The 18,482-nt window shown below is 73.1% G+C and carries 15 protein-coding genes; 8 read left to right on the plus strand and 7 right to left on the minus strand.

Translation table 11 applies throughout. The features are described from left to right. The first annotated feature begins 241 nt into the window (after nucleotides 1-241). Nucleotides 242-1,963: a glycoside hydrolase domain-containing protein gene (locus C6361_RS02090; protein WP_107266580.1), complete on the plus strand. Its 1,722-nt coding sequence runs from the start codon at nucleotides 242-244 to the stop codon at nucleotides 1,961-1,963. 21 nt (nucleotides 1,964-1,984) lie between these two features. Here C6361_RS02090 and C6361_RS02095 read toward each other — a convergent pair whose 3' ends face one another. Next, nucleotides 1,985-3,064, minus strand: a complete 1,080-nt coding sequence (locus tag C6361_RS02095) for an NAD-dependent epimerase/dehydratase family protein (protein WP_234359272.1) — start codon at nucleotides 3,062-3,064, stop codon at nucleotides 1,985-1,987. 523 nt (nucleotides 3,065-3,587) lie between these two features. Between C6361_RS02095 and C6361_RS02100 the strand changes: the two genes are divergently transcribed. Further along, nucleotides 3,588-5,300, plus strand: a complete 1,713-nt coding sequence (locus tag C6361_RS02100) for a cellulose-binding domain-containing protein (protein ID WP_369931158.1) — start codon at nucleotides 3,588-3,590, stop codon at nucleotides 5,298-5,300. A 75-nt stretch (nucleotides 5,301-5,375) separates the two neighbouring features. On the opposite strand, the gene C6361_RS02105 is transcribed toward C6361_RS02100, so the two are convergent. The 6 genes from C6361_RS02105 to C6361_RS02130 all read right to left on the minus strand — a co-directional run bounded on the left by C6361_RS02105 (nucleotide 5,376) and on the right by C6361_RS02130 (nucleotide 12,410). Then, nucleotides 5,376-6,044, minus strand: coding sequence for a YceI family protein (locus C6361_RS02105; RefSeq protein ID WP_107266582.1), 669 nt, complete (start codon nucleotides 6,042-6,044; stop codon nucleotides 5,376-5,378). Nucleotides 6,045-6,241: 197 nt separating this feature from the next. Next, nucleotides 6,242-7,681 carry a hypothetical protein gene (locus tag C6361_RS02110; RefSeq protein WP_234359273.1) on the minus strand — a complete coding sequence of 480 codons (1,440 nt, stop codon included), beginning with the start codon at nucleotides 7,679-7,681 and terminating at the stop codon, nucleotides 6,242-6,244. A gap of 82 nt (nucleotides 7,682-7,763) precedes the next feature. Then, complete coding sequence (locus C6361_RS02115) at nucleotides 7,764-8,315, minus strand: hypothetical protein (RefSeq protein WP_107266583.1); 552 nt, start codon at nucleotides 8,313-8,315, stop codon at nucleotides 7,764-7,766. Nucleotides 8,316-8,338: 23 nt separating this feature from the next. After that, a complete protein-coding gene (locus tag C6361_RS02120) occupies nucleotides 8,339-9,412 on the minus strand; it encodes a DUF5937 family protein (protein ID WP_107266584.1) in 1,074 nt (357 codons plus the stop codon). Between the two features lie 27 nt (nucleotides 9,413-9,439). Next, nucleotides 9,440-10,645 carry an amidohydrolase gene (locus tag C6361_RS02125; RefSeq protein ID WP_107259350.1) on the minus strand — a complete coding sequence of 402 codons (1,206 nt, stop codon included), beginning with the start codon at nucleotides 10,643-10,645 and terminating at the stop codon, nucleotides 9,440-9,442. A 208-nt stretch (nucleotides 10,646-10,853) separates the two neighbouring features. Continuing rightward, on the minus strand, nucleotides 10,854-12,410 hold the full coding sequence (locus C6361_RS02130) for a M28 family peptidase (RefSeq protein ID WP_369931161.1): 1,557 nt from the start codon (nucleotides 12,408-12,410) through the stop codon (nucleotides 10,854-10,856). Nucleotides 12,411-12,791: 381 nt separating this feature from the next. Between C6361_RS02130 and C6361_RS02135 the strand changes: the two genes are divergently transcribed. The 6 genes from C6361_RS02135 to C6361_RS02160 all read left to right on the plus strand — a co-directional run bounded on the left by C6361_RS02135 (nucleotide 12,792) and on the right by C6361_RS02160 (nucleotide 18,424). Then, on the plus strand, nucleotides 12,792-13,880 hold the full coding sequence (locus C6361_RS02135; RefSeq protein WP_107266585.1) for a serine protease: 1,089 nt from the start codon (nucleotides 12,792-12,794) through the stop codon (nucleotides 13,878-13,880). After that, the gene (locus tag C6361_RS02140; RefSeq protein WP_107259348.1) at nucleotides 13,880-14,296 is read left to right on the plus strand and encodes a hypothetical protein; all 417 of its coding nucleotides are present in this window, start codon (nucleotides 13,880-13,882) and stop codon (nucleotides 14,294-14,296) included. The genes C6361_RS02135 and C6361_RS02140 overlap by 1 nt, the downstream gene beginning before the upstream one ends. Before the next feature lie 144 nt (nucleotides 14,297-14,440). After that, the gene (locus C6361_RS02145; RefSeq protein WP_234359274.1) at nucleotides 14,441-15,442 is read left to right on the plus strand and encodes an ABC transporter ATP-binding protein; all 1,002 of its coding nucleotides are present in this window, start codon (nucleotides 14,441-14,443) and stop codon (nucleotides 15,440-15,442) included. Continuing rightward, nucleotides 15,439-16,278, plus strand: coding sequence for an ABC transporter permease (locus C6361_RS02150; protein WP_107266586.1), 840 nt, complete (start codon nucleotides 15,439-15,441; stop codon nucleotides 16,276-16,278). The genes C6361_RS02145 and C6361_RS02150 overlap by 4 nt, the downstream gene beginning before the upstream one ends. 26 nt (nucleotides 16,279-16,304) lie before the next feature. Further along, nucleotides 16,305-17,789 (plus strand): sensor histidine kinase, encoded by a 1,485-nt coding sequence (locus C6361_RS02155; protein WP_199853207.1) that lies wholly within the window; start codon nucleotides 16,305-16,307, stop codon nucleotides 17,787-17,789. Then, nucleotides 17,786-18,424, plus strand: a complete 639-nt coding sequence (locus C6361_RS02160; RefSeq protein ID WP_234359275.1) for a response regulator transcription factor — start codon at nucleotides 17,786-17,788, stop codon at nucleotides 18,422-18,424. Before C6361_RS02155 ends, C6361_RS02160 begins: the two co-directional genes overlap by 4 nt. Nucleotides 18,425-18,482 lie beyond the last annotated feature (58 nt).

Here is an 18,482-nt window from a genome sequence, read left to right on the forward strand (position 1 = left end):
GGTCTCTCCTCGACGGACGAAGCTGTTGCCGCAGCGTTACCGCTGGGTTGCGTAGATGGTTCCGTCCGAGGTGACGGCCGTCACGGTTACGGTCATGGAGTTCGTTGTGGTCTTTGTGGTCACCGGCCCGCGCGCTGCGGAGCGCCGGCCCGGTTGGCGGCGCCTAGCGGTCGGCGTCGATATCTGGTAGGAATTCTTCAAACATCGCGGCTGCGGGTAAGGATTTCTCCAGGAGGCTCGGATGAAGAGAACCGTGGCGGGCCTGACCGGCCTCGCCGCCGTGGTCGCCGGCTCGACGATGGCGGTCCTGCCGGCCCGGGCCGGCCTCGTCGACGACCCGGCCGGGCCGGAGCGCAGCCGCACGGTGAGCTACCAGGGCTACCGGGTCACCGTGCCGCAGAGCTGGCAGGTCGTCGACCTCGCCGCCCGGCCGCACGCCTGCGTCCGGTTCGACCGCCCGGCCGTCTACCTCGGCCGTCCGGGCGACCAGGCCGAGTGCCCCGCCCGACTCGTCGGGCGGACCGCCGGGCTGCTGCTCGAACCGGTCGACGCCGACTCGGCGCAGCGGCTGCCGACCGCTGCCGCCACCACCGCGCCCGGCGCGGCGACCGTCGCCGCGCCGCCGTCCCGGGACGACGCGATCCAGATCGCGGTCCGGGACGCGGGCGTACTCGTCACGGCCGTGCACACCCCGCTGACCGAGGGCCTCGTCCGACGGATTCTGGCCGGCGCGACCCTCGGACCGGACGCGGTACCGCTGTCGCCGTCCGCCCTCGGGGCGCTGACCCGACCCGCCACCCCGGTCGCCCCACTGGCGGCGGCCGGCCCGCAACCCGGCACCTTCCTCGGCCGGGGCTTCGACACCTGCACCGCGCCGTCCCAGTCCACGATGAACACCTGGCGGGCCAGCTCGCCGTACCGGGCCGTCGGGATCTACATCAGCGGGGCCAGCCGCTCCTGTGCCCAGCCCAACCTGACGGCGACCTGGGTGACCAACCAGACGAACAACGGTTGGCGCCTGATCCCCATCGAACTCGACCGCCAGGCCCCCTGCGGCACCCGGACGCCGAAGATGTCCGCCGACCCGGCCACGGCACGTTCCCAGGGCGCCAGCCGGGCGACCAGCGCGGTGAACGCCGCACAGGCCCTCGGCATCCTCGCCGGCAGCACGATCTACAACGACATCGAGCACTACCCGTCGAACGCGTCGTGCCGGGCCGCCGTGCTGTCGTACCTCTCCGGCTGGACGGAACGGCTGCACGCCCTCGGCTACCTCTCCGGGATGTACTCCAGCGGCTCGTCCGGGGTCGCGGACCTGTGCGGCGCGTACAACGACCCGGCCTACACCCGGGTGGACCAGCTCTGGTTCGCCTGGTGGAACGACGCGGCGAACGTCGACGCCGGCCCGTACTGCCCGGCGGAGTACTACGCGAACCACCAACGGCTGCACCAGTACACCGGTGACGTCTACGAAACCTGGGGCGGGGTGCAGATCAAGATCGACCGCAACTACCTCGACGTCTCGACCGACGGGGGTGGTGGCCAGCCGCCCGCCTGGAGCAGCATCGTCGACAACGGTACCGCCGGCCGGTTCACCGCGAGCGCCAGCTGGGGCACGTCCGCCTACTCGGGCCAGCGGTACGGCGCCGACTACCGCTTCGCCGACCCGGTGGCGGCCAGCGACGTCGCCTGGTACCGGGTGAACGTGCCGGAGACCGCCAGTTACGAGGTCTCGGTCTGGTACGCGGCCAACCCCGACTACAACGACTCCACGCCGTTCATCGTCGCCACCACCGGCGGCAACCAGACGGTACGGGTGAACCAGCGCCTCACCGGTGGCCAGTGGGTGTCACTCGGCGTCTTCGCGCTGGCCGCCGGTGACGCGGACCGGGTGGGCGTGAGCCGGTGGACCGGCGGTACCGGCTACGTCATCGCCGACGCGGTCCGGGTCACCCGGGTCTGAGCCGCCGGCCGGCGACTCCGGTCAGGGGCGCTCGCCCACGCCGGTGCCGGCCTCGGCGAGCCGGCCACCGGTGAGCCGGGGCGTCAGCGGTGCGGTCGGCATCCCGGCGGTGCTGCGCAGTCCGTGCAGGAACTCCTCGATCGCCTCCCGGGCGCTGTGTCGTGGTGTCCAGCCGAGTTCGGTCCTGGCCCGGGTGATGTCCATGATCGGCACTCGGAGCACCGCGTCGAGCAGGTGCGGGGAGGCCGGCACCAGGTGCAGGTGCCAGGCGAGCGCGAGCGCGGCGCGGACCGGCCCGGAGGGCAGCCGTACCCGCCGGGCCCGCAGGATGTCGGCGAGCAGCCGGCCGTCGACGACCGGCTCGGCGGCCACGTTGAAGGCGCCGCGCACGTCGCGCAGCACCGCCAGCCGGTACGCCTCGGCGGCGTCCGCCGAGTGCAGGGCCTGGAACCGCAGGCCGGGCAGGTCGGGGAGGAGCGGTACGGTCCCCGGCCGCACCAGCCGGCCCGGCAGCAGCGGGCCGGTGAAGAGTCGACGTTGCTGGCTGGCGGACTCGCGCTTGAAGATGAACCCGGGCCGCAGTCGTACCACCCGCATCTGCGGGTGCCGGTGCTCGAAGGCGTCGAGGGCACGCTCCAGGTACGCCTTCTCCCGGGTGTACCCGGCGATCGGCCAGCCGTCGGTCGGCCAGCTCTCGTCCACCGGCCGGTCCTTCGGCCCCGGCGAGTACGCGCCGACCGACGAGGCGTAGACCAGTGCCGGTACGCCGGCCCGGGCCGCCGCGGCGAAGACCCGGCGCCCGCCGACGACGTTGACCCGCCAGGTGGTCAGCGGCCGGTGGGTGGGTTGGAAGAGCCAGGCGAGGTGCACCACGACGTCGGCACCGTCGAAGACCTCGACGAGGTCGGCGCTGACGATGTCCGCCTCGGCCCACTCGGTCTTCGGGGGCCGCCACCGGGGTGGCCGGCGGGCCACTCCGACGATCGTGCCGACCGCCGGGTCCCGGCCGAGCGCCTCGACGAGACTCGTTCCGACGTTGCCGGTCGCGCCGACCACCACCACCCGCAGGCCGGAACCGGTGCCACCCCCCGCCGCCGTCACCGGTCGGTCCCGTCGTGCCGCTCGCTTGCGCCGGGCCGGTGGTCCGGGACGGTCTGGTCGTGCCGGTCGGTTGGGCCGTCGGCGGCCACCCGAACGCTCATGGCGACAGCCGTTCCCGCCGATCGCCGCGCCAAACGTCGATCACGCCGACAAATCCGGGTACCCGCTGTCCCGCCGGTGTCCGGCCGCCGGCCGGGCCCCCGTCCAGGCCGCCGGTGCGACCTACGTCTACCTGCGTCAACCAAATCCCGACGGGGCCGCCCGGCACGCGTTGACAGTACCGACCCGGCCAGTAACATAGACGTAAATCAATCGATGGTGATACGCCGGCATCCCCGCCGGGGTTCCGCCCGGCCGCTCCGGCGACCGGTGCGGCTCGCGCTCGCCGCCGGGCGGGCGAATCCCGGTCCCCGCCGTCCAGCACACCGCCTGCCGGGGTCCACGTTCCCCGTCGATTCACCCACCATCGTTCGGAGGACCAGCAATGCGCCTACATCGTCCCCGGTCCCGGCTGTGGTCAGCCGTGACCGTGGCAGCCGTGGCCGCCGCCAGCGGTACGGCCATCACCATCGCCGGGCCCGCGGTGGCCGCCGCCGGTTGCGGCGTCACCTACACGGTCGGCTCCCAATGGCAGGGCGGCTTCACCGCGACGGTCACCGTGAACAACGTCGGGGACCCGATCAGTTCCTGGACGCTCACCTGGAGCTACGACGCCGGCCAGCGGATCACCCAGGCCTGGAACGCCACCGCGACGCAGAGCGGCAGTCAGGTCACCGTCCGCAACGCCACCTACAACGGCAGCATTGCCACCGGAGCCAGCGTCTCGTTCGGCTTCAACGGGTCCTGGAACGGGAGCAACCCGGCGCCGACCAGCTTCGCGGTGAATGGCACCACCTGCACCGGAGCCCCTGGTCCCAACCCGACGACCGGGCCGACGACCCAGCCGACGAACCCGCCGACGACCCAGCCCAGCACGCCGCCGAGCACGGCACCGCCCGGCAACCCGACCTGGGGCAGCGCGCTGCCCCCGGCGAGCGCCGAGCGGAGCCGGGCGTACGAGCTGATCTCCACGGCCAACGAGAAGGGGTACCTGCCGAGGTCCGGCGAGTGCTCCGTCGACATCCACGCCCGCTACTGGACGTACGGCCCCGACGGGAAGGTCTATCCGACCTGGCACCCGACCCGGGACCCCAGTGGTTGCAACTTCGGTCACGAACACGGCGACGACCCCCGGCCGTCCGACCTCTACAGCACGGTGGGCTGGCCGGCCTTCGGCTACACCAGCGAGGTGATGCTGGACAGCATGCCTGAGCACAGTCACCGGCACGAGGACCACGTCGGGCACAAGGTCCTGACGGTCAACAACGTCAACGTGATCCAGGGTGACAACGGCACCAGCTTCTTCCCGCCGCAGGGCACCACGATCGCGACCTGCGACACCCTGCTCAAGTTCCACCAGGGCACCCACTCGCCGGACGCGTTCAGCAACAACGTCCACGAGCTGCTCTTCAACCAGCGCTGCACCGCGAGCAACGGTGGCCAGGTCACCGAGGCGCGGTACAACGCGATGATCCCGCTCGGCCGGGCCGGGGGATTCAGCCCCAGCGAATGCCCGGGCTTCGGCGGTGCGTTCATCAACGTCGCGCCCGCGGTACCGGCGGACTCGCCGTCGGACACCCGCTCGCTGGGTCGGCTGATCACCGAGCCGGGCTGCGTGCAGGCGATCCGGGAGGGCCGTACCCACAACGACCCGCTCTATCCCAACCCGGTGCCGTTCACCGTCTCCGACATGGACGACTTCTGGTTCTCCGACTTCCAGGTGACGGGTTCCGGGCTGAACTTCCGGCTCGCGCCGCTGTTCTACGTGGTCAACCCGTCGCGCTACTACGACCCGACCAAGCCGAACAACCTGGGCCGGATCGTGGACCTGTGCTACACCAACCTCGCCGGTGGTGACTACTGCGCCCAGGCGCGCCAGGCCGGGCAGAACCTCGCCTGGGACGACCCGCGCTCGCCGTTCAAGGGCACCCTGCGGGAGTTCCGGCCGGGCACCTTCCAGGTGCAGAACAGCAGCGGCTCGACCACGGTCTACACCGACGTGTACGGCCGCAACGCCTCCAGCACACCGTTCACCGGCTCCATCCGGCAGTACTTCTCCGGTAACCAGTCCTCCACCATGTACGTCCGTGGTGCTACCAGGGACTGGGCCGCCAACGGGGTGCACGCCCCGAACTGACGGCAGCGACCGGTGGTCCGGGCCCGCGGCGGATCCGTCCGTCGCGGGCCCGGCCCGCACCGACCGGCGGTCCGGTCAGGACTGCCGGATCGCCTCGCCGGCTATCTCGATCCGTACGCTCCTGCCGACCAGTACCCCGCCGCTCTCCAGGGCCACGTTCCAGACCAGCCCGTACTCCTCGCGTTCGATCTCGGTCGAGGCGCTGAACCCGAAGATGTCCTGGCCGTACGGGTCGCGCCGGGCGCCACCGAACTCGACCTGGAGGTCGACGGGTCGGGTGATCCCCTTGATGGTCAGCTCTCCGGTGAGCACGAACCGGCCCGACGTCTTCTCGACCTGTTCCGGTACGGCGACCTCGCTGCGCCGGCCCGGGCGCTGGCTCCGTAACCGGGCCCAGTAGAAGATCGAGTCGTTGCGGTCCGGCCGCCACCTGATCCCGGTACTGCGGTACTCGAGCGTGGGGTACCGCGCCACGTCGAGGAAGTCGGGGCTGCTCAGGTGGGCGTCCCGGTCGGCGTTGCCGGTACCGATGCTGGCCGATCTGATCGTCGCGGTCACCGAGGAGGACAACGGATCCGGCTCGACGAGGATCTGCGCGGTCGCCTCGCCGAACTCACCGCGTACCGGGCTCACCATCATGTGCCGGGCGAGGAAGCCGACCCGCTTGTGCGCGGGGTCGAGGAGATATGTCCCGGGCGCCGGAATCGTCATGCCCTGCCAGGAGCGTGTGGCGGAACCGGTCATGCTGGTACTTTCCCCCCGGACGGCTGCTGTGCGGCGCGGTGATCTTTCCGCTAACCGATTCCACAGAGTAGTCAGAGGGCCGACGAGGCATCCCTGACCTGGGCGGCGTCCGTGACGATCATCACCTTCAGTAGCCGACGCGGCTGGCGGGCGTCGGTCAACCCTCGGTCCCCAGCCGCGCGGCTGGCGGGCGTCGGTCAACCCTCGGTCCCCAGCCGGGGCACGACCGGCCGGAACGGCGTCGGGGCGCCCGGGTCACCGGCACGGCGCGACCGGTATGCGGGCACCCCCACACAGGTGAAGAGCAGCGCCGCGAGGTCGGCCGGCTCGCCGAGCAGCCCGGGCACCTCCGCGTCGACGAAGGTCATGCCGCTGGCGCTGGCGCCGAGGGCGTACGCCGCGAGGTGCAGGCGTCCCTCCACCAGGCCGGCGGCCAACTGCGCGTCGCGGTAGCCCCGGTCGTCCAGCCCGGCCAGCGGCGTCGCCGCGACGACGACGTAGGCCGCGTCCGCGGCGAGGCTCTGGTCGAGGCAGACCTGCAGCAGTTCGGCGCGGTGGTCACCGGCGCGCACCGGATGCGCCAGCTCCGGCCACCGGTAGATCCCCGGGGCCAGCCCGTCGACGCCGTGCACGGCCACCCAGTGCGGCACCCGCACGCCGCGCAGTGCCGCCCGCAGCGGCCAGTCCAGCAACGCGCGGGGCAGCGTGCGGCGCCGGTCCATCCGGCGCTGCGAGCCGCGCCGCCGGACCACCTCGTCCACGGACTCCGCCGCCGGCACGTCCGGCAGTTCGGGCCCCTCCGGCCAGGCCGGTCCGAGGTCGTCGCACTCGCCCGCACGCTGCGCGGCGGTGCAGAGCGGCAGCTCGACCGGCGGCAGTTCACCGGTGGCGGCCGGCCCGGTGGGTGCCACCGCCGGCTCGCCGTCACCGAGGCGGAGCAGCGCCAGCGGGTATTCGTGGGTCCCGTCGGCGCCGACCAGCGTCCGAAGCCGGGCGTCCGGAAACCGGCTGTGCAGGCGCGGTCGCAGCCCGGCGCTCGCCGCCGCCGCGTGCAGTTGCGAGAGCAGGGTGCCGGCGTCCCAGTAGAGGTGCCGCCAGCCCCGCTCGGCGTAGCGCCAGCCCGTCCGCCACGGCACACCGGTGACGACCAGGGTGGTGGCGGCGCCGTCGGCGGGCGGGCCGACCCGCACCAGGGCGTGCCGCTGCCCGTCGTACCAGTGGACTCCGTCGGGGACGCCGGCCACTCCCCGGGTACTGGCGTAGAGCTCCAGCGGAAAGCGCCCGCCCGCCGACCCGGCGGCGCGGAACGGCAGCACGATCCCGTCGCGCTCGGCGACCCGGACCACCCCGGCGCCGAGGAAGAGCACCCGGCCCAGCTGCGCGGCGTCCAGCGGCCGTGCCGGAGCCCGCTGCCCGGCCAGTACGGCGGTCGCGGAGACGCCCGGATCCGGCAGCTCACGTGGCAGCGGTACGACCGGCAGCCCGTGGTACGCCTTCATCGGCGGCGGCCGGGTGCCGGAATCGTTCGGTACGAGGTCGTGCCGGACCCGCGGATCGTCGACCGGCACGTCCCACTGCCGATCCGGCGCGTACGACGTCAGCCGGTGCAGCAGCCCGGCGCCCGATTCCAGATCCACCGACCCATCCTCGCAGGTCCGGTCGTCGGTGGACCGGTGCCTACCGGGCGGCCCGGCCCTGGACCGTGGCCCGGGACCGGGCTCACGCCTCGGGGCTGACGGTGTCGACGGCGACGCAGGGCCGCACCTCCACCTCGCCGACGACCACCCGGACTCCGGGGGTCGCCGGGACGGGCCGCTGCGGTTCGAGCCGGGCGACGAGCGCCGCGCGCAGCCCCGCCAGATCCTCCGGACGATGGCGCCCGTCCAGGCGACCGGGGCGGAGCGCCGTGCGGAGGGACTGGCGCAGATCCGACAAGCCGCGCCGGTGACGTGCCCGGACCACCTCGACCGGGTCGACGACCGTGCAGTGGAAGATCACCGTTATCGGGAACTCCCATCCGGCCTCGGCACTGCGTACCCGGTCGGAGGTGTAGATCGACACGTCGCGGCGGATGTCGACGACGGTGGCGGCGACCGCCCGACCGGCCCGCGCCGGATCGAGCGGGCCCGGCAGGTACTCCTCGCCGAGCTGGTAGACCAGGATCTCGTGCCGCCCGGCGACCAGCGGATGCCGGCGCTGGCGCAGGGCGTTCGGCCGGAACCGGGGCCAGAGTTCCCGGTGCGCGACGATCGGATAGTGGCGGCTCGCCATCTCAAACCTCCCACTCCGGTGACTCAGTACTGCAACGCCGTCGCCACGTCCCGCCCGATCCGTTCGACCGCCGCGAGGTCGAGCCCGTAGAGCACGTAGCGACCGTGCCGTTCCACCCGCACCAGTCCCAGGTCGCGCAGCACCCGCAGGTGCCGGGAGACCTGGGGGCGGGTCATCGACAGCCGGTCCGCCAGGTCGGCGGTGGTCATCGACTGCCGGGCGATCAGCCGGCACAGCCGGACCCGGCGTGGATCGGTGAGCGCCAGCAGGCGACTGCGGGCCAGGGTGACCCCGACGTCCGGCGCCTCCACCGGGAAGTGCACCACCGGCGGCAGTCCCGGCTCGTTCTTCACCAGCAGGTGCGGGGCGCCGTGCCGGGTGGGGATGAGCAGGACCGGGGTACGGGACGGGCTGATCACCGCGTGGTGCACCTTGTCGAAGACGACCCGGGACGGCCCGGTCGACGGGGTGGCCAGGCGGGCGGTGGAGGGGCTGAGCGCGATCAGGGCGGCCGCCGGACCCTCGTCGGCCAGCCGCTGCCGCAACCGGTGCGCGGCCCGGGCGAGGATCGGCTCCGTCCGCGCCCAGAGGTCGGCGAAGTAGACCCGGTGGCACAGGTCGAGGAAGTCGAGCAGGTCGGCCCGGAGCGCCTCGGGGTCGCGCAGCAGATCCTCGGCCAGACCCAGGTGCGGCTCCGGCAGCCGGGCGGCGGCCTGCCGCAGCGCGCCGGCCTGGGCCGGGTCGTGCAGTACCCGGCCGAAGTCGAAGCCGTGGTAGCCGCTGGCGCAGGTGAACGCCGTGAGTTCGGCGAACCGGTGCAGTGGGATCCCGGTCAGCGCGGCGGACGGTGCGGTCGTGCCGAGCCCCGGATAGAAGGCCCGCCAGCGCAGCGCCGTCCACAGTGGTGCGAAGCGCAGCAACCCGGCCCGGAAGGCGGGTGGTGCGGTCCGGGAGACCTCGGCCGCCCAGGTCGCGTGCTCGGGGTGGTGACGGTGACCGGTCAGCACGTGCAGGCTGGCCGCCAGCTCCGCCAGTGGCGACACGACGACGGGAAATCGGTCGGGGCCCACCCCCGCGAGGAGGATCACAACCGACATGACGCCGAGTGTATGGTCGGCACCTCGTCACACCCGTACCTCGGACTGCGCCGCGAACTCCGCCCGCGCCGCCGCCAGCAGGTCCGGCCGGGTGAGCAGTTCGGCGACCACCCGGGCCAGTCCGGTCGCCGCGACCTCGGTGCGGTCGTGCGCGAGGGGCGTCGCCGCCGCCTCGCGCATCGCCGCCGAGTGGCTCGGCGTGCCGGGCTCGGCGATCTGGACGTACGGGTGGATGACCGGCAGCAGCCCGGAGAGGTTGCCGATGTCGGAGGAGCCCGCCGGCCCGTCCGGCTCACCGGGCAGGATCTGCACCCCGAGGGCCCGTACCGCCGCACCGAACCGCTCGGCGAGCACCATGTTGTTGCGGCGTTCGGCGTACATCGGGCCGGTTTCCCGGAGCGCCGCCGCCGTTCCGGTGGCCAGCGCCGCCCCGTCGGCCGCAGCCCGGACCCGGTCGACCAGCGCCTCGACCGAGGCTGCCGTCCGGTCCCGGACGTAGAGGTCCACGGCGGCGTACGCGGGTACGACGTTCGGGGCCGCTCCGCCGTCGGCGACGATGCCGTGCAGCCGTACGGTGGGCGGCACGAACTGGCGCATCGCGTCGACCGCCTGGAGGAAGAGTTGGGCTCCGGCCAGCGCACTGCGGCCCAGCCAGGGGGAGACCGAGGCGTGTGCGCTGGTGCCGGTGAAGGTGATCCGCAGGTGCGCGGCGGCCAGTCCGGGGCGGGCGGTCAGCGAGCGGTCGCCGGGATGGAACATCACCGCCGCGTCGACGCCGTCGAAGACCCCCGCCTCGATCAGCCGGATCTTGCCGGCGCCGCCCATCTCCTCGGCGGGGGTACCGAGCACGGCGACGGTGCCCGGATGGTCGGGCAGCGTCCGGACGACCGCGATCGCCGCCGCGGCGGCACCGGCCGCGATGAGGTTGTGGCCGCAGCCGTGCCCCAGGCCGGGCAGTGCGTCGTACTCCGCGAGTACCGCGACGTACGGTCCGGGCCGGCTCCCCTCGTGTACGGCCGCGAACGCCGTCTCCATCCCGCCCAGCGGCGCCCGCACCGTGAAACCCGACTCGGCGAGCCAGCCGGTCAGCAGCTTCCGGGCGTGGAACTCGGTGAACTTCAGCTCGGGGCGGGCGTGGATGGCCAGGCTGACCGCCTCCATCCGGGGCCGGAGCGCGGCGACGGCGGTGCGAAGGACCTCCAGCGCCGGGGTGGCGGTGGACGTGGTGGACATGGCGACTCCCGTGGTAGGCGGCGATCGGTGTGCCGACGCGCCTCGGCGGAGGCCGTGCGTCGTCAGGTACTCCGAGACTGCGGCCGTCCGGAGCGCGGTGGCGGCGGATTGCCGCGGCCGAGGTAACCGTCGCCCGCTGACCGCTGGGACCGCCCGGGCGGCCCGCCGGCCGGTGGCGCGAAGCCGTTCCGTCCGGCGGGCCGCACACTCAGCTCCGGGTGATCCGCACGTCGTCGAGCGCCGCCTCGACCAGGCTGGCGCTGCCGGCGTCGGCGGCCTCCACCACGATCCGGACGCTCTGCCCGGCGAAGGCCGAGATGTTCGCGCTCGCGGTCTGCCAGGCGGCGGCCCGGTTGGCGGCGGTGCCGGCGACGTCGAGCACCGTGCCGGTGCTGCTGCCGACGATCCGCACCCGCAGGTGGTCGACGCTGCTCGCGTTGTTCAGGTGCGCCAGATACCAGGAGAAGTCGAGTGTCAGCGTGCCGCCGGTCGGCAGGCTGATCGGCGGTGACTGGACGCTGGTCACGCCACCGTCCACGTCGTGGTCTCCGGCGGCGCTGCCGGCGAGCGCTCCGGTCACCAGGTCGAAGCTGCCGCTGACGGTGGTGCCGAGCTGGGTCGCCACCCCCGAACTGGTGGCCGCCGGATCGGCCCGGACCCACTGGCCGGCGGTCGCGGTGTCGGTACCGGCGGGGTCGACGGTCCAGCCGGTCGCCGTCTCGAAGGTGTCGGCGTAGACCGTACTGCCCGGTGGTGCCGGCGTACCGGCGAGCGTCCAGACGGTGTGCGCGATCGCGTCGGCGTTCCGGTCGAGCGCGGTGTCGTTGATGTTGCTCGTGGTGTCGCAGGCCCGGTGGTAGCACGGATCGAAGGCGGCACCGGCCGTACCGCCCCAGAGGGTGGCCTGGCTGCTCGACTTGATCCCCTCGGCGCCGGTGAAGGTGCCGCCGGCCGGGATGCCCACCCGGATGAACGGCCCGTAGTCGCTGCGGCCGTCGAAGTCGGTGCCCCGGGTCGGCACCCCGATCGAGGTGAAGTACCCCTGGATCGTCTGCTCGATCAGGGCCGACCCGGCCGGTCCGGGGCCGGAGCCGACGCCGTCGGAGTTGTCGCCGTCGTAGACGAAGTAGCCGGCGTTCGGCGAGCCGACCATGTCGAAGTTCAGATACTCGCCGATCCGGGCCCGCTCGGCGCTCGGCAGGTTGTCGACGTAGTACTGCGAGCCGCGCAGCCCCAGCTCCTCCGCACCCCACCAGGCGAACCGCAGGTGCTTCCGCGCGGCCAGCCCGGTCCGGGCGACCGCCAGCGCCACCTCCAGGATCGCCGCCGAGCCGGAGGCGTTGTCGTTGATGCCCGGACCGGCGGCCACGCTGTCCAGGTGTGCCCCGGTCATCAGGACGTCCTCGGGATCGCCGCCCGGCCAGTCCGCGATCAGGTTGTATCCGGTGGCGCCGTTGTAGCTGAACGACTGCACCGCCGTGCGATAGCCGACGGCGTCGAGTTGGGCCCTGACGTGGTTGACCGAGGCGAGGTAGCCGGGGCGGCCGTGCGCCCGGTTGCCGCCGTTGGCGGTGGCGATGGACTGGAACTGGGCCAGGTGTGCCTTCACGTTGGCCAGCGGGATGTCCGGCGCGGCGAGCAGCCGGACCCGCTCGGCGGCCGAGCCGGGTGCTCCGGCTCCGGCCGGGCCGGCCCCGGCGGGTACGAGCACGCTGACGGCGGCCAGTACGGCGCCGGTGAGGCAGTGCAGCAGACGACGGTTCACATGTCCTCCCAGGGTCACCGGATCGGTCCACCCGGGCGCCGCCGATCGGCGGTGACCGGGTGGCGGACGCCGTCGTCGCCGCCCCGGTCCGGGCCGGCCGTCACATCGACGACTTTCATCCGCGATCAGCAGCGTGGCGATCCGGAGGCGCGGCGGCAATAGCCGGGAGTTCGATTCCCCGCCTGCCCCGAATTGGGGCGACTCACCCGACATCACCATCCGACATCACCAGCCGACCGGTCCGGCCACGCCGGCTGTCGAGGGCCGGGGAGCTTTCCGACAGTGCCGTTCAGGCGACAGAACAACATGAACGTCCCTCGATACCTTCGGTGCGGCACTCGAGAGCCGGTCCTGATTTGCCTCGCATCAGATGGGACATCCATGCGACTACGACCATCTCTTCGGACCACCACCGCGACGATCGCCATCCTGACCGCCACCGTCCTGTCGTCGACGCTGACGGCGGCGGGCGCCACGGCCGCCCCGGCGGCGGATCCCGCCGGGGTCAGCTCGACCTCGGTCCGGCTCAGCCCGGAGGCCGCCGCGCTGGGCAGCACTCCGGAGACCGCACTCGCCCGGTTCTGGACGAAGGAGCGCATCGCCGCAGCCAAGCCGGCCGACAACGGCGTCTCGCTCGCCGAACTCCGCAAGACCGCGCAGAGTTCCGTACTCGGTGAGACCGTCGTGGCGGGACTGCCGCCGCGCGCCGCCGCGACCGGCCTCGACGGGCAGGCCGGGACCGGCTCGGCCAAGGCGGCCCGGGGCGACGCGTCCGTGCTGGCCGGCCCGACCGGCACCTCCTGGCCGTGGCGGCACGACTTCGTCTCGCTGACCAACGGCAAGGTGCTCTACCAGCACAACGGCGGGCTCTGGCACTGCTCGGGCGTGGTCGTCAGCACCGAGGCCCGCAACACCGTCTTCACCGCGGGACACTGCGTGCACGAGGGCTCCGGCGGTGTCTGGCAGAACACCAACTGGACCTTCATCCCGGACTACTACTACGGCGACCGGCCGCTCGGCACCTGGACCGCCCGGGAACTCTGGTCGCTGAACGGCTGGATCAACGACGGCGACCGGGCGTACGACGTCGGGGTCGCGGTGATGCACCTGAACGCCGGGCGCCGGCTCGCCGACGTCACGGGCAGCCAGGGCATCCGGATCAACGGGCCGACCACCCCGTCGGTGTGGCACTTCGGGTTCCCGCTGAACTCCCCGTTCGACGGCGAGGACCTGATCACCTGCGACGGTCCGACGTCGCGTCGGTACGTCATCACCGGCGACCTGAAGCTGGCCTGCACCATCCAGGGCGGTGGCAGCGGTGGCGCCTGGCTGGCCGACTTCAACGGCGACTCGGGCTACACGATCAGCGTCAACAGCTACCACGTCGGCAACGACCTGACGCAGATCTACGGACCCTACTTCGGTGACGGGGTGTCGAACCTCTACGCAGCGGTGCGTAACCTTAGCTGATGCGTTCCGTACGCCGCCGGGTTGTCGCCATGGTCGTCCTCTCGACCGTGGCGGCAACACCGGCGGCGTGTGCGGGTGCGGACCCGGGCGGTGACCCGGCCTCGCCCCGGGTGGTTCCGGCGCTGAGCCTCACCCTCGAACGCAGCCCGGGGCCCGCCGACCGCGAACTGCGGATCCGGGTGGCGATGTCGGCGCTGGCCGACGGCATCGACCGGGTCGAGCAGCGCCGCGACGGCGACCGGTTGGGCCTGCTGGTCTGGGTACGGGAACGGGCGGCCGGTCCGGCCGAGGCGGTGCCGAACTCGGCGCGGGTCGAGAGCACCGCCGTACCGCTCGACGAGCCGGTCGGTACCGCCCGGGTGGTCGACCTCTCCACCCGGCCACCGCGACCGGTCCCGGTGGTTCCGGCCCCCTGACCCGGGCGATGAGAGCCGCCCGGCCGGCGGTCGTGACCGGCGGGACCCGGTTGACATTTGTCACGGGCCCGACCGGGTGCGCCGCACGGAAACCGGTGAGCGGTGGCACTGCCGCCGGCCGGCCACGGCCCGAACAATCGAGACATGAACCAGACCATGACGGCCACCGACCCCGGGTCCGGGGCGCTGGACCGGGAGACCGTCGTCCAGGTCGACGACCTACGGCGACGGTACGGCGGAAGTGGCGGCTTCGAGGCGGTGCGCGGGATCTCCTTCTCGGTCGGCCAGGGCGAGCTGTTCGCGCTGCTCGGCACCAACGGTGCGGGCAAGACCTCCACACTGGAACTCGTCGAGGGACTGGACCGGCCCAGCGGCGGCACGGTCCGGGTCTTCGGGCGGGACCCCTACCGGGACCGGGCGGCGGTACGGCCCCGCACCGGCGTGATGCTCCAGGAGGGCGGCTTCCCCGCCGACCTGACCGTGACGGAGACCGCCCGGATGTGGGCCGGTACGCTGCCCGACCCGCAACCCGTCGACCGGGTACTGGAACTGGTGGACCTGCGCCACCGGGCGCGTACCCAGGTCAAGGCGCTCTCCGGCGGCGAGCGGCGCCGGCTCGACCTCGCCATGGCGATCCTCGGCCGGCCGGACGTGCTCTTCCTCGACGAGCCGACCACCGGGCTGGATCCGGAGAGCCGGCACAACACCTGGCAGTTGGTCCGGGCGCTGCTCGTCGACGGCCTCACGGTACTGCTCACCACGCACTACCTCGCGGAGGCGGCGGAACTCGCCGACCGGCTGGCGATCATGCACCGGGGACGGATCGTCACCGCCGGTACCGTCGCCGAGGTGGTGGCCGCCTACCCGGCCCGGATCAGCTTCGTACTCCCGGACGGGCTCGACCGCGCTGAGCTGCCGGCGCTGCCCGGCGCCCAGCCGCCGCCGGCCGGTGCGCCGGCCGCCGGTGCCGGCGGCCGGCTGACCCTCTACACCGACGCGCTGCAACCCGCGCTGACCACGCTGCTGGGCTGGGCCAACGGGCGCGGCCTCGAACTGGCCGGACTGGACGCCCGGTCCGCGTCCCTGGAGGAGGCGTTCCTCGCGGTGGCGCACTCCGAGGAACCCGTCGAGGAGGAGATCCGATGACCGCATCGACGCAGGCGACCGGCGGTGGTGGCCTTCTCCGGCGGCTCGGGCTCGGCCGGGTGAGCCTGCGCCGGATCGGCGCGCTCGGCCGGGCCGAGATGATCCTGCTGCTGCGCAACAAGACCGCCACGACCACCGCGCTGCTGCTGCCGCTGGGCACGGTGGCGCTCTTCTCGACCTTCATCGACGGTGCCGGGCACGTCTCCACCGGGGCGATGCTCGCCACCACCATGTTCGGCTTCGTCCTGCTCTACGTCGTCTACTACAACCTGGTCACCACCTACGTGGCGCGGCGCGAGGAGCGGGTGCTCAAACGGCTGCGGACCGGGGTGGTCACCGACGCCGAGATCCTGGTCGGCGCGGCGGTGCCGGCCCTGGCGCTGGCCCTGGTCCAGCTGCTGCTCACCGTCGTCGCGGCCACGGTCTTCTTCGGCCTGCCGGTACCGGTCAACCTGCCGCTGCTGCTCGTCGCGGTGCTGGCCGGCTGTGCCATCTTCGTACTGCTCGCCGCCGCGTCGTCGGGCTTCACCAGGACGGTGGAGACCGCACAGATCACCACGCTGCCGGTACTGGTGCTGTCGATGATCGGTTCCGGGTTCACCGGCCCGGTGGAATCGCTGCCGGACGGGATCGCGGCGGTGTTCCAGATGCTGCCGCTGACTCCGGTGCTCGAACTGGTCCGGCTCGGCTGGGTCGGCACCACCGGAACGGACGCGCCGCGCGACTTCGTCGGCGTACTGGCCGAGGCGGGGCGACCGGCGCTGATCATACTGGTGTGGCTGGCTGCGGGTGTCTCGGCGACCCGCCACTGGTTCCGCTGGGACACGCGACACTAGTCGACGGAGGACAGGGAGGTCCCGGGATGCGTGAGCTGATCGGCTGGTGGACCAGACGTGGCCAGCCCGAGCGGTTCGACCTGGTGACCCGGGCCACCCTCTACGTGGTGTTGGTGACCGAGCCGATCGCGCTCCTCAACGCGACCGGGGACGCGTGGCCACTGGCCGGCCGCGTCGTGGTGCTCGGGCTCGGTACCGCGCACATGGTGCTCTGCCTGCTCGCCGTACGGGCCGGGGTCGAGCACTTCCTCGGCCGTCGGGAACGTCCCACCCGGCTGGTGCTGGCGACCGGCGGCCTGACCCTGGTCACCATCGTCGCCGCCGAGGCCACCAACGCGCTGACGCGGCACCAGGCCGACTCCGCCGGCTGGACGCTGCCGGTGACGGTACTCGTCTCGTGCTACTTCCTCGGCACGCTCTGCACCGTGACCCCGCCCCGGTACGCCTTCGTCGGCGCCGTCGGACTGGCCGGTCTCATCCTGCTGGTGGGGCTGCTCGACGGGGCGCCGGCCGCTCTGCTGTTCTCGTCGGTCTGGATGCTCCTCTTCGGCTTCGTCGTGCTGCTCTCCACCTTCCGGTGCTCGCTCTGGATGCTCGGGGTGCTCTGGGAACTGGAACGGTCCCGGGGCAACCAGGTCCGGCTGGCGGTCGCCGAGGAGCGGCTGCGGTTCGCCCGGGACCTGCACGACGTACTCGGCCGGAACCTCTCGGTGGTGGCGTTGAAGAGCGAGCTGGCCGCGCAGTTGGCGAAGCGGGACCGGCCCCGGGCCGTGGAGGAGATGCTGGAGGTGCGCCGGATCGCCCAGGACTCGCTGACCGAGGTACGCGAGGTCGTCCGGGGCTACCGCTCCGTCGACCTGGACGCGGAACTGGCCGGCGCCCGCGCCGTGCTCACCTCGGCGGGCGTGCGGTGCCGGGTGCTGGGGGAGGGGCGCGACCTGAGCCCGCAGGCGCAGAGCGCGCTCGGGTGGGTGGTCCGGGAGGCCACCACCAACGTACTGCGGCACAGCGAGGCGCTGACCTGCACCGTCTCGCTGCGGCGGGAGCGATCGGCAGCCGAGCCGGACGCTGCCGGGGCCACCGGCGGCGCCAACGCCGGACACCTCGCCGATCCGTCCGACGGCGCGCGGGTGGTCACGCTGGTGATGGAGAACGACGGGGCACGTCCGGGCGGCCCGCCCGTGTTCGGCAACGGCCTGCTCGGGCTCACCGAACGGCTGGCGCCGCTCGGGGGTCGGGTGACCGCCAGCCGACCCGGCCCGGAGCGGTTCCGGCTCACCGCGCAGCTGCCGCTGGCCGCGGCGGCCCCGTCGACCGTCTCCCCGTCGGCCGTCTCCCCGTCGACGGTCGGCGCGTCGTCCGTCTCCCCGTCGACGGTCTGCCCGTCGACCGACGAGGCGCAGGTTGTCTCGCCGTCGACCGCCGGGGCGCAGGGCGTTTTCCCGGTGGGCGGCGGGGCGCCGTCGGGTGCGGTGACCGGCTCCGTCCCGAGCCGGCGGGACCGATCGTGACCGGCCGGCCGGGACCGCCGCAGCCGGAGCCGATCCGGATCCTGCTCGCCGAGGACGAGCACCTGATCCGTGGGGCGCTGACCGCGCTGCTCGGGCTGCACGACGACCTGGTGGTGATCGGCGAGGCCGCTACCGGTACCCAGGCGTTGTCGCTGGCCCGGGCACTGCGGCCCGACGTGGCCCTGCTCGACATGCAGATGCCGGAGCTGGACGGCATCGCGGTCGCCGAGGCGATCCGGGCCGAGGTGCCGGGCTGCCAGACGATGATCGTCACCAGCCATGGCCGGCCCGGTCACCTGAAGCGGGCCCTCTCGGTGGGGGTACGGGGGTTCCTGCCGAAGACGGTCTCCGCCGAGGTGCTCGCCGACGTGGTCCGCAGCGTTCACGGCGGCGGCCGGTACGTCGATCCGCAGTTGGCCGCCGAGGCGATCAGCGCCGGGGACAGCCCGTTCACGCCCCGCGAGTCCGACGTGCTGGAGTTGGCGGCGGACGGCGCGCCGATCGAGGAGATCGCCCAGCGCATCTCGCTCTCGCCGGGGACGGTGCGCAACTACCTCTCCTCGGCGGCCGGCAAGGTCGGTGCGGCCAATCGGCACGAGGCGGTCGCCATCGCCCGCAGGTACGGCTGGCTCTGAACCCCGGCCCCGGGTCGGCGCGTCCCGGCGCGGCGCCCGAGTTCGCCCGACGGCCGGG

This window comes from Plantactinospora sp. BC1 (assembly GCF_003030345.1).
Taxonomy (GTDB): Bacteria; Actinomycetota; Actinomycetes; order Mycobacteriales; family Micromonosporaceae; genus Plantactinospora.

What these genes read in the sequence shown, in the direction of transcription:
- C6361_RS02090 (WP_107266580.1), top strand. Translation starts at nt 242, where the DNA reads ATGAAGAGAACCGTGGCGGGCCTGACCGGCCTCGCCGCCGTGGTCGCC.
- C6361_RS02105 (WP_107266582.1), bottom strand. Translation starts at nt 6,044, where the DNA reads ATGACCGGTTCCGCCACACGCTCCTGGCAGGGCATGACGATTCCGGCG.
- C6361_RS02115 (WP_107266583.1), bottom strand. Translation starts at nt 8,315, where the DNA reads ATGGCGAGCCGCCACTATCCGATCGTCGCGCACCGGGAACTCTGGCCC.
- C6361_RS02120 (WP_107266584.1), bottom strand. Translation starts at nt 9,412, where the DNA reads ATGTCGGTTGTGATCCTCCTCGCGGGGGTGGGCCCCGACCGATTTCCC.
- C6361_RS02125 (WP_107259350.1), bottom strand. Translation starts at nt 10,645, where the DNA reads ATGTCCACCACGTCCACCGCCACCCCGGCGCTGGAGGTCCTTCGCACC.
- C6361_RS02135 (WP_107266585.1), top strand. Translation starts at nt 12,792, where the DNA reads ATGCGACTACGACCATCTCTTCGGACCACCACCGCGACGATCGCCATC.
- C6361_RS02140 (WP_107259348.1), top strand. Translation starts at nt 13,880, where the DNA reads ATGCGTTCCGTACGCCGCCGGGTTGTCGCCATGGTCGTCCTCTCGACC.
- C6361_RS02145 (WP_234359274.1), top strand. Translation starts at nt 14,441, where the DNA reads ATGAACCAGACCATGACGGCCACCGACCCCGGGTCCGGGGCGCTGGAC.
- C6361_RS02150 (WP_107266586.1), top strand. Translation starts at nt 15,439, where the DNA reads ATGACCGCATCGACGCAGGCGACCGGCGGTGGTGGCCTTCTCCGGCGG.
- C6361_RS02155 (WP_199853207.1), top strand. Translation starts at nt 16,305, where the DNA reads ATGCGTGAGCTGATCGGCTGGTGGACCAGACGTGGCCAGCCCGAGCGG.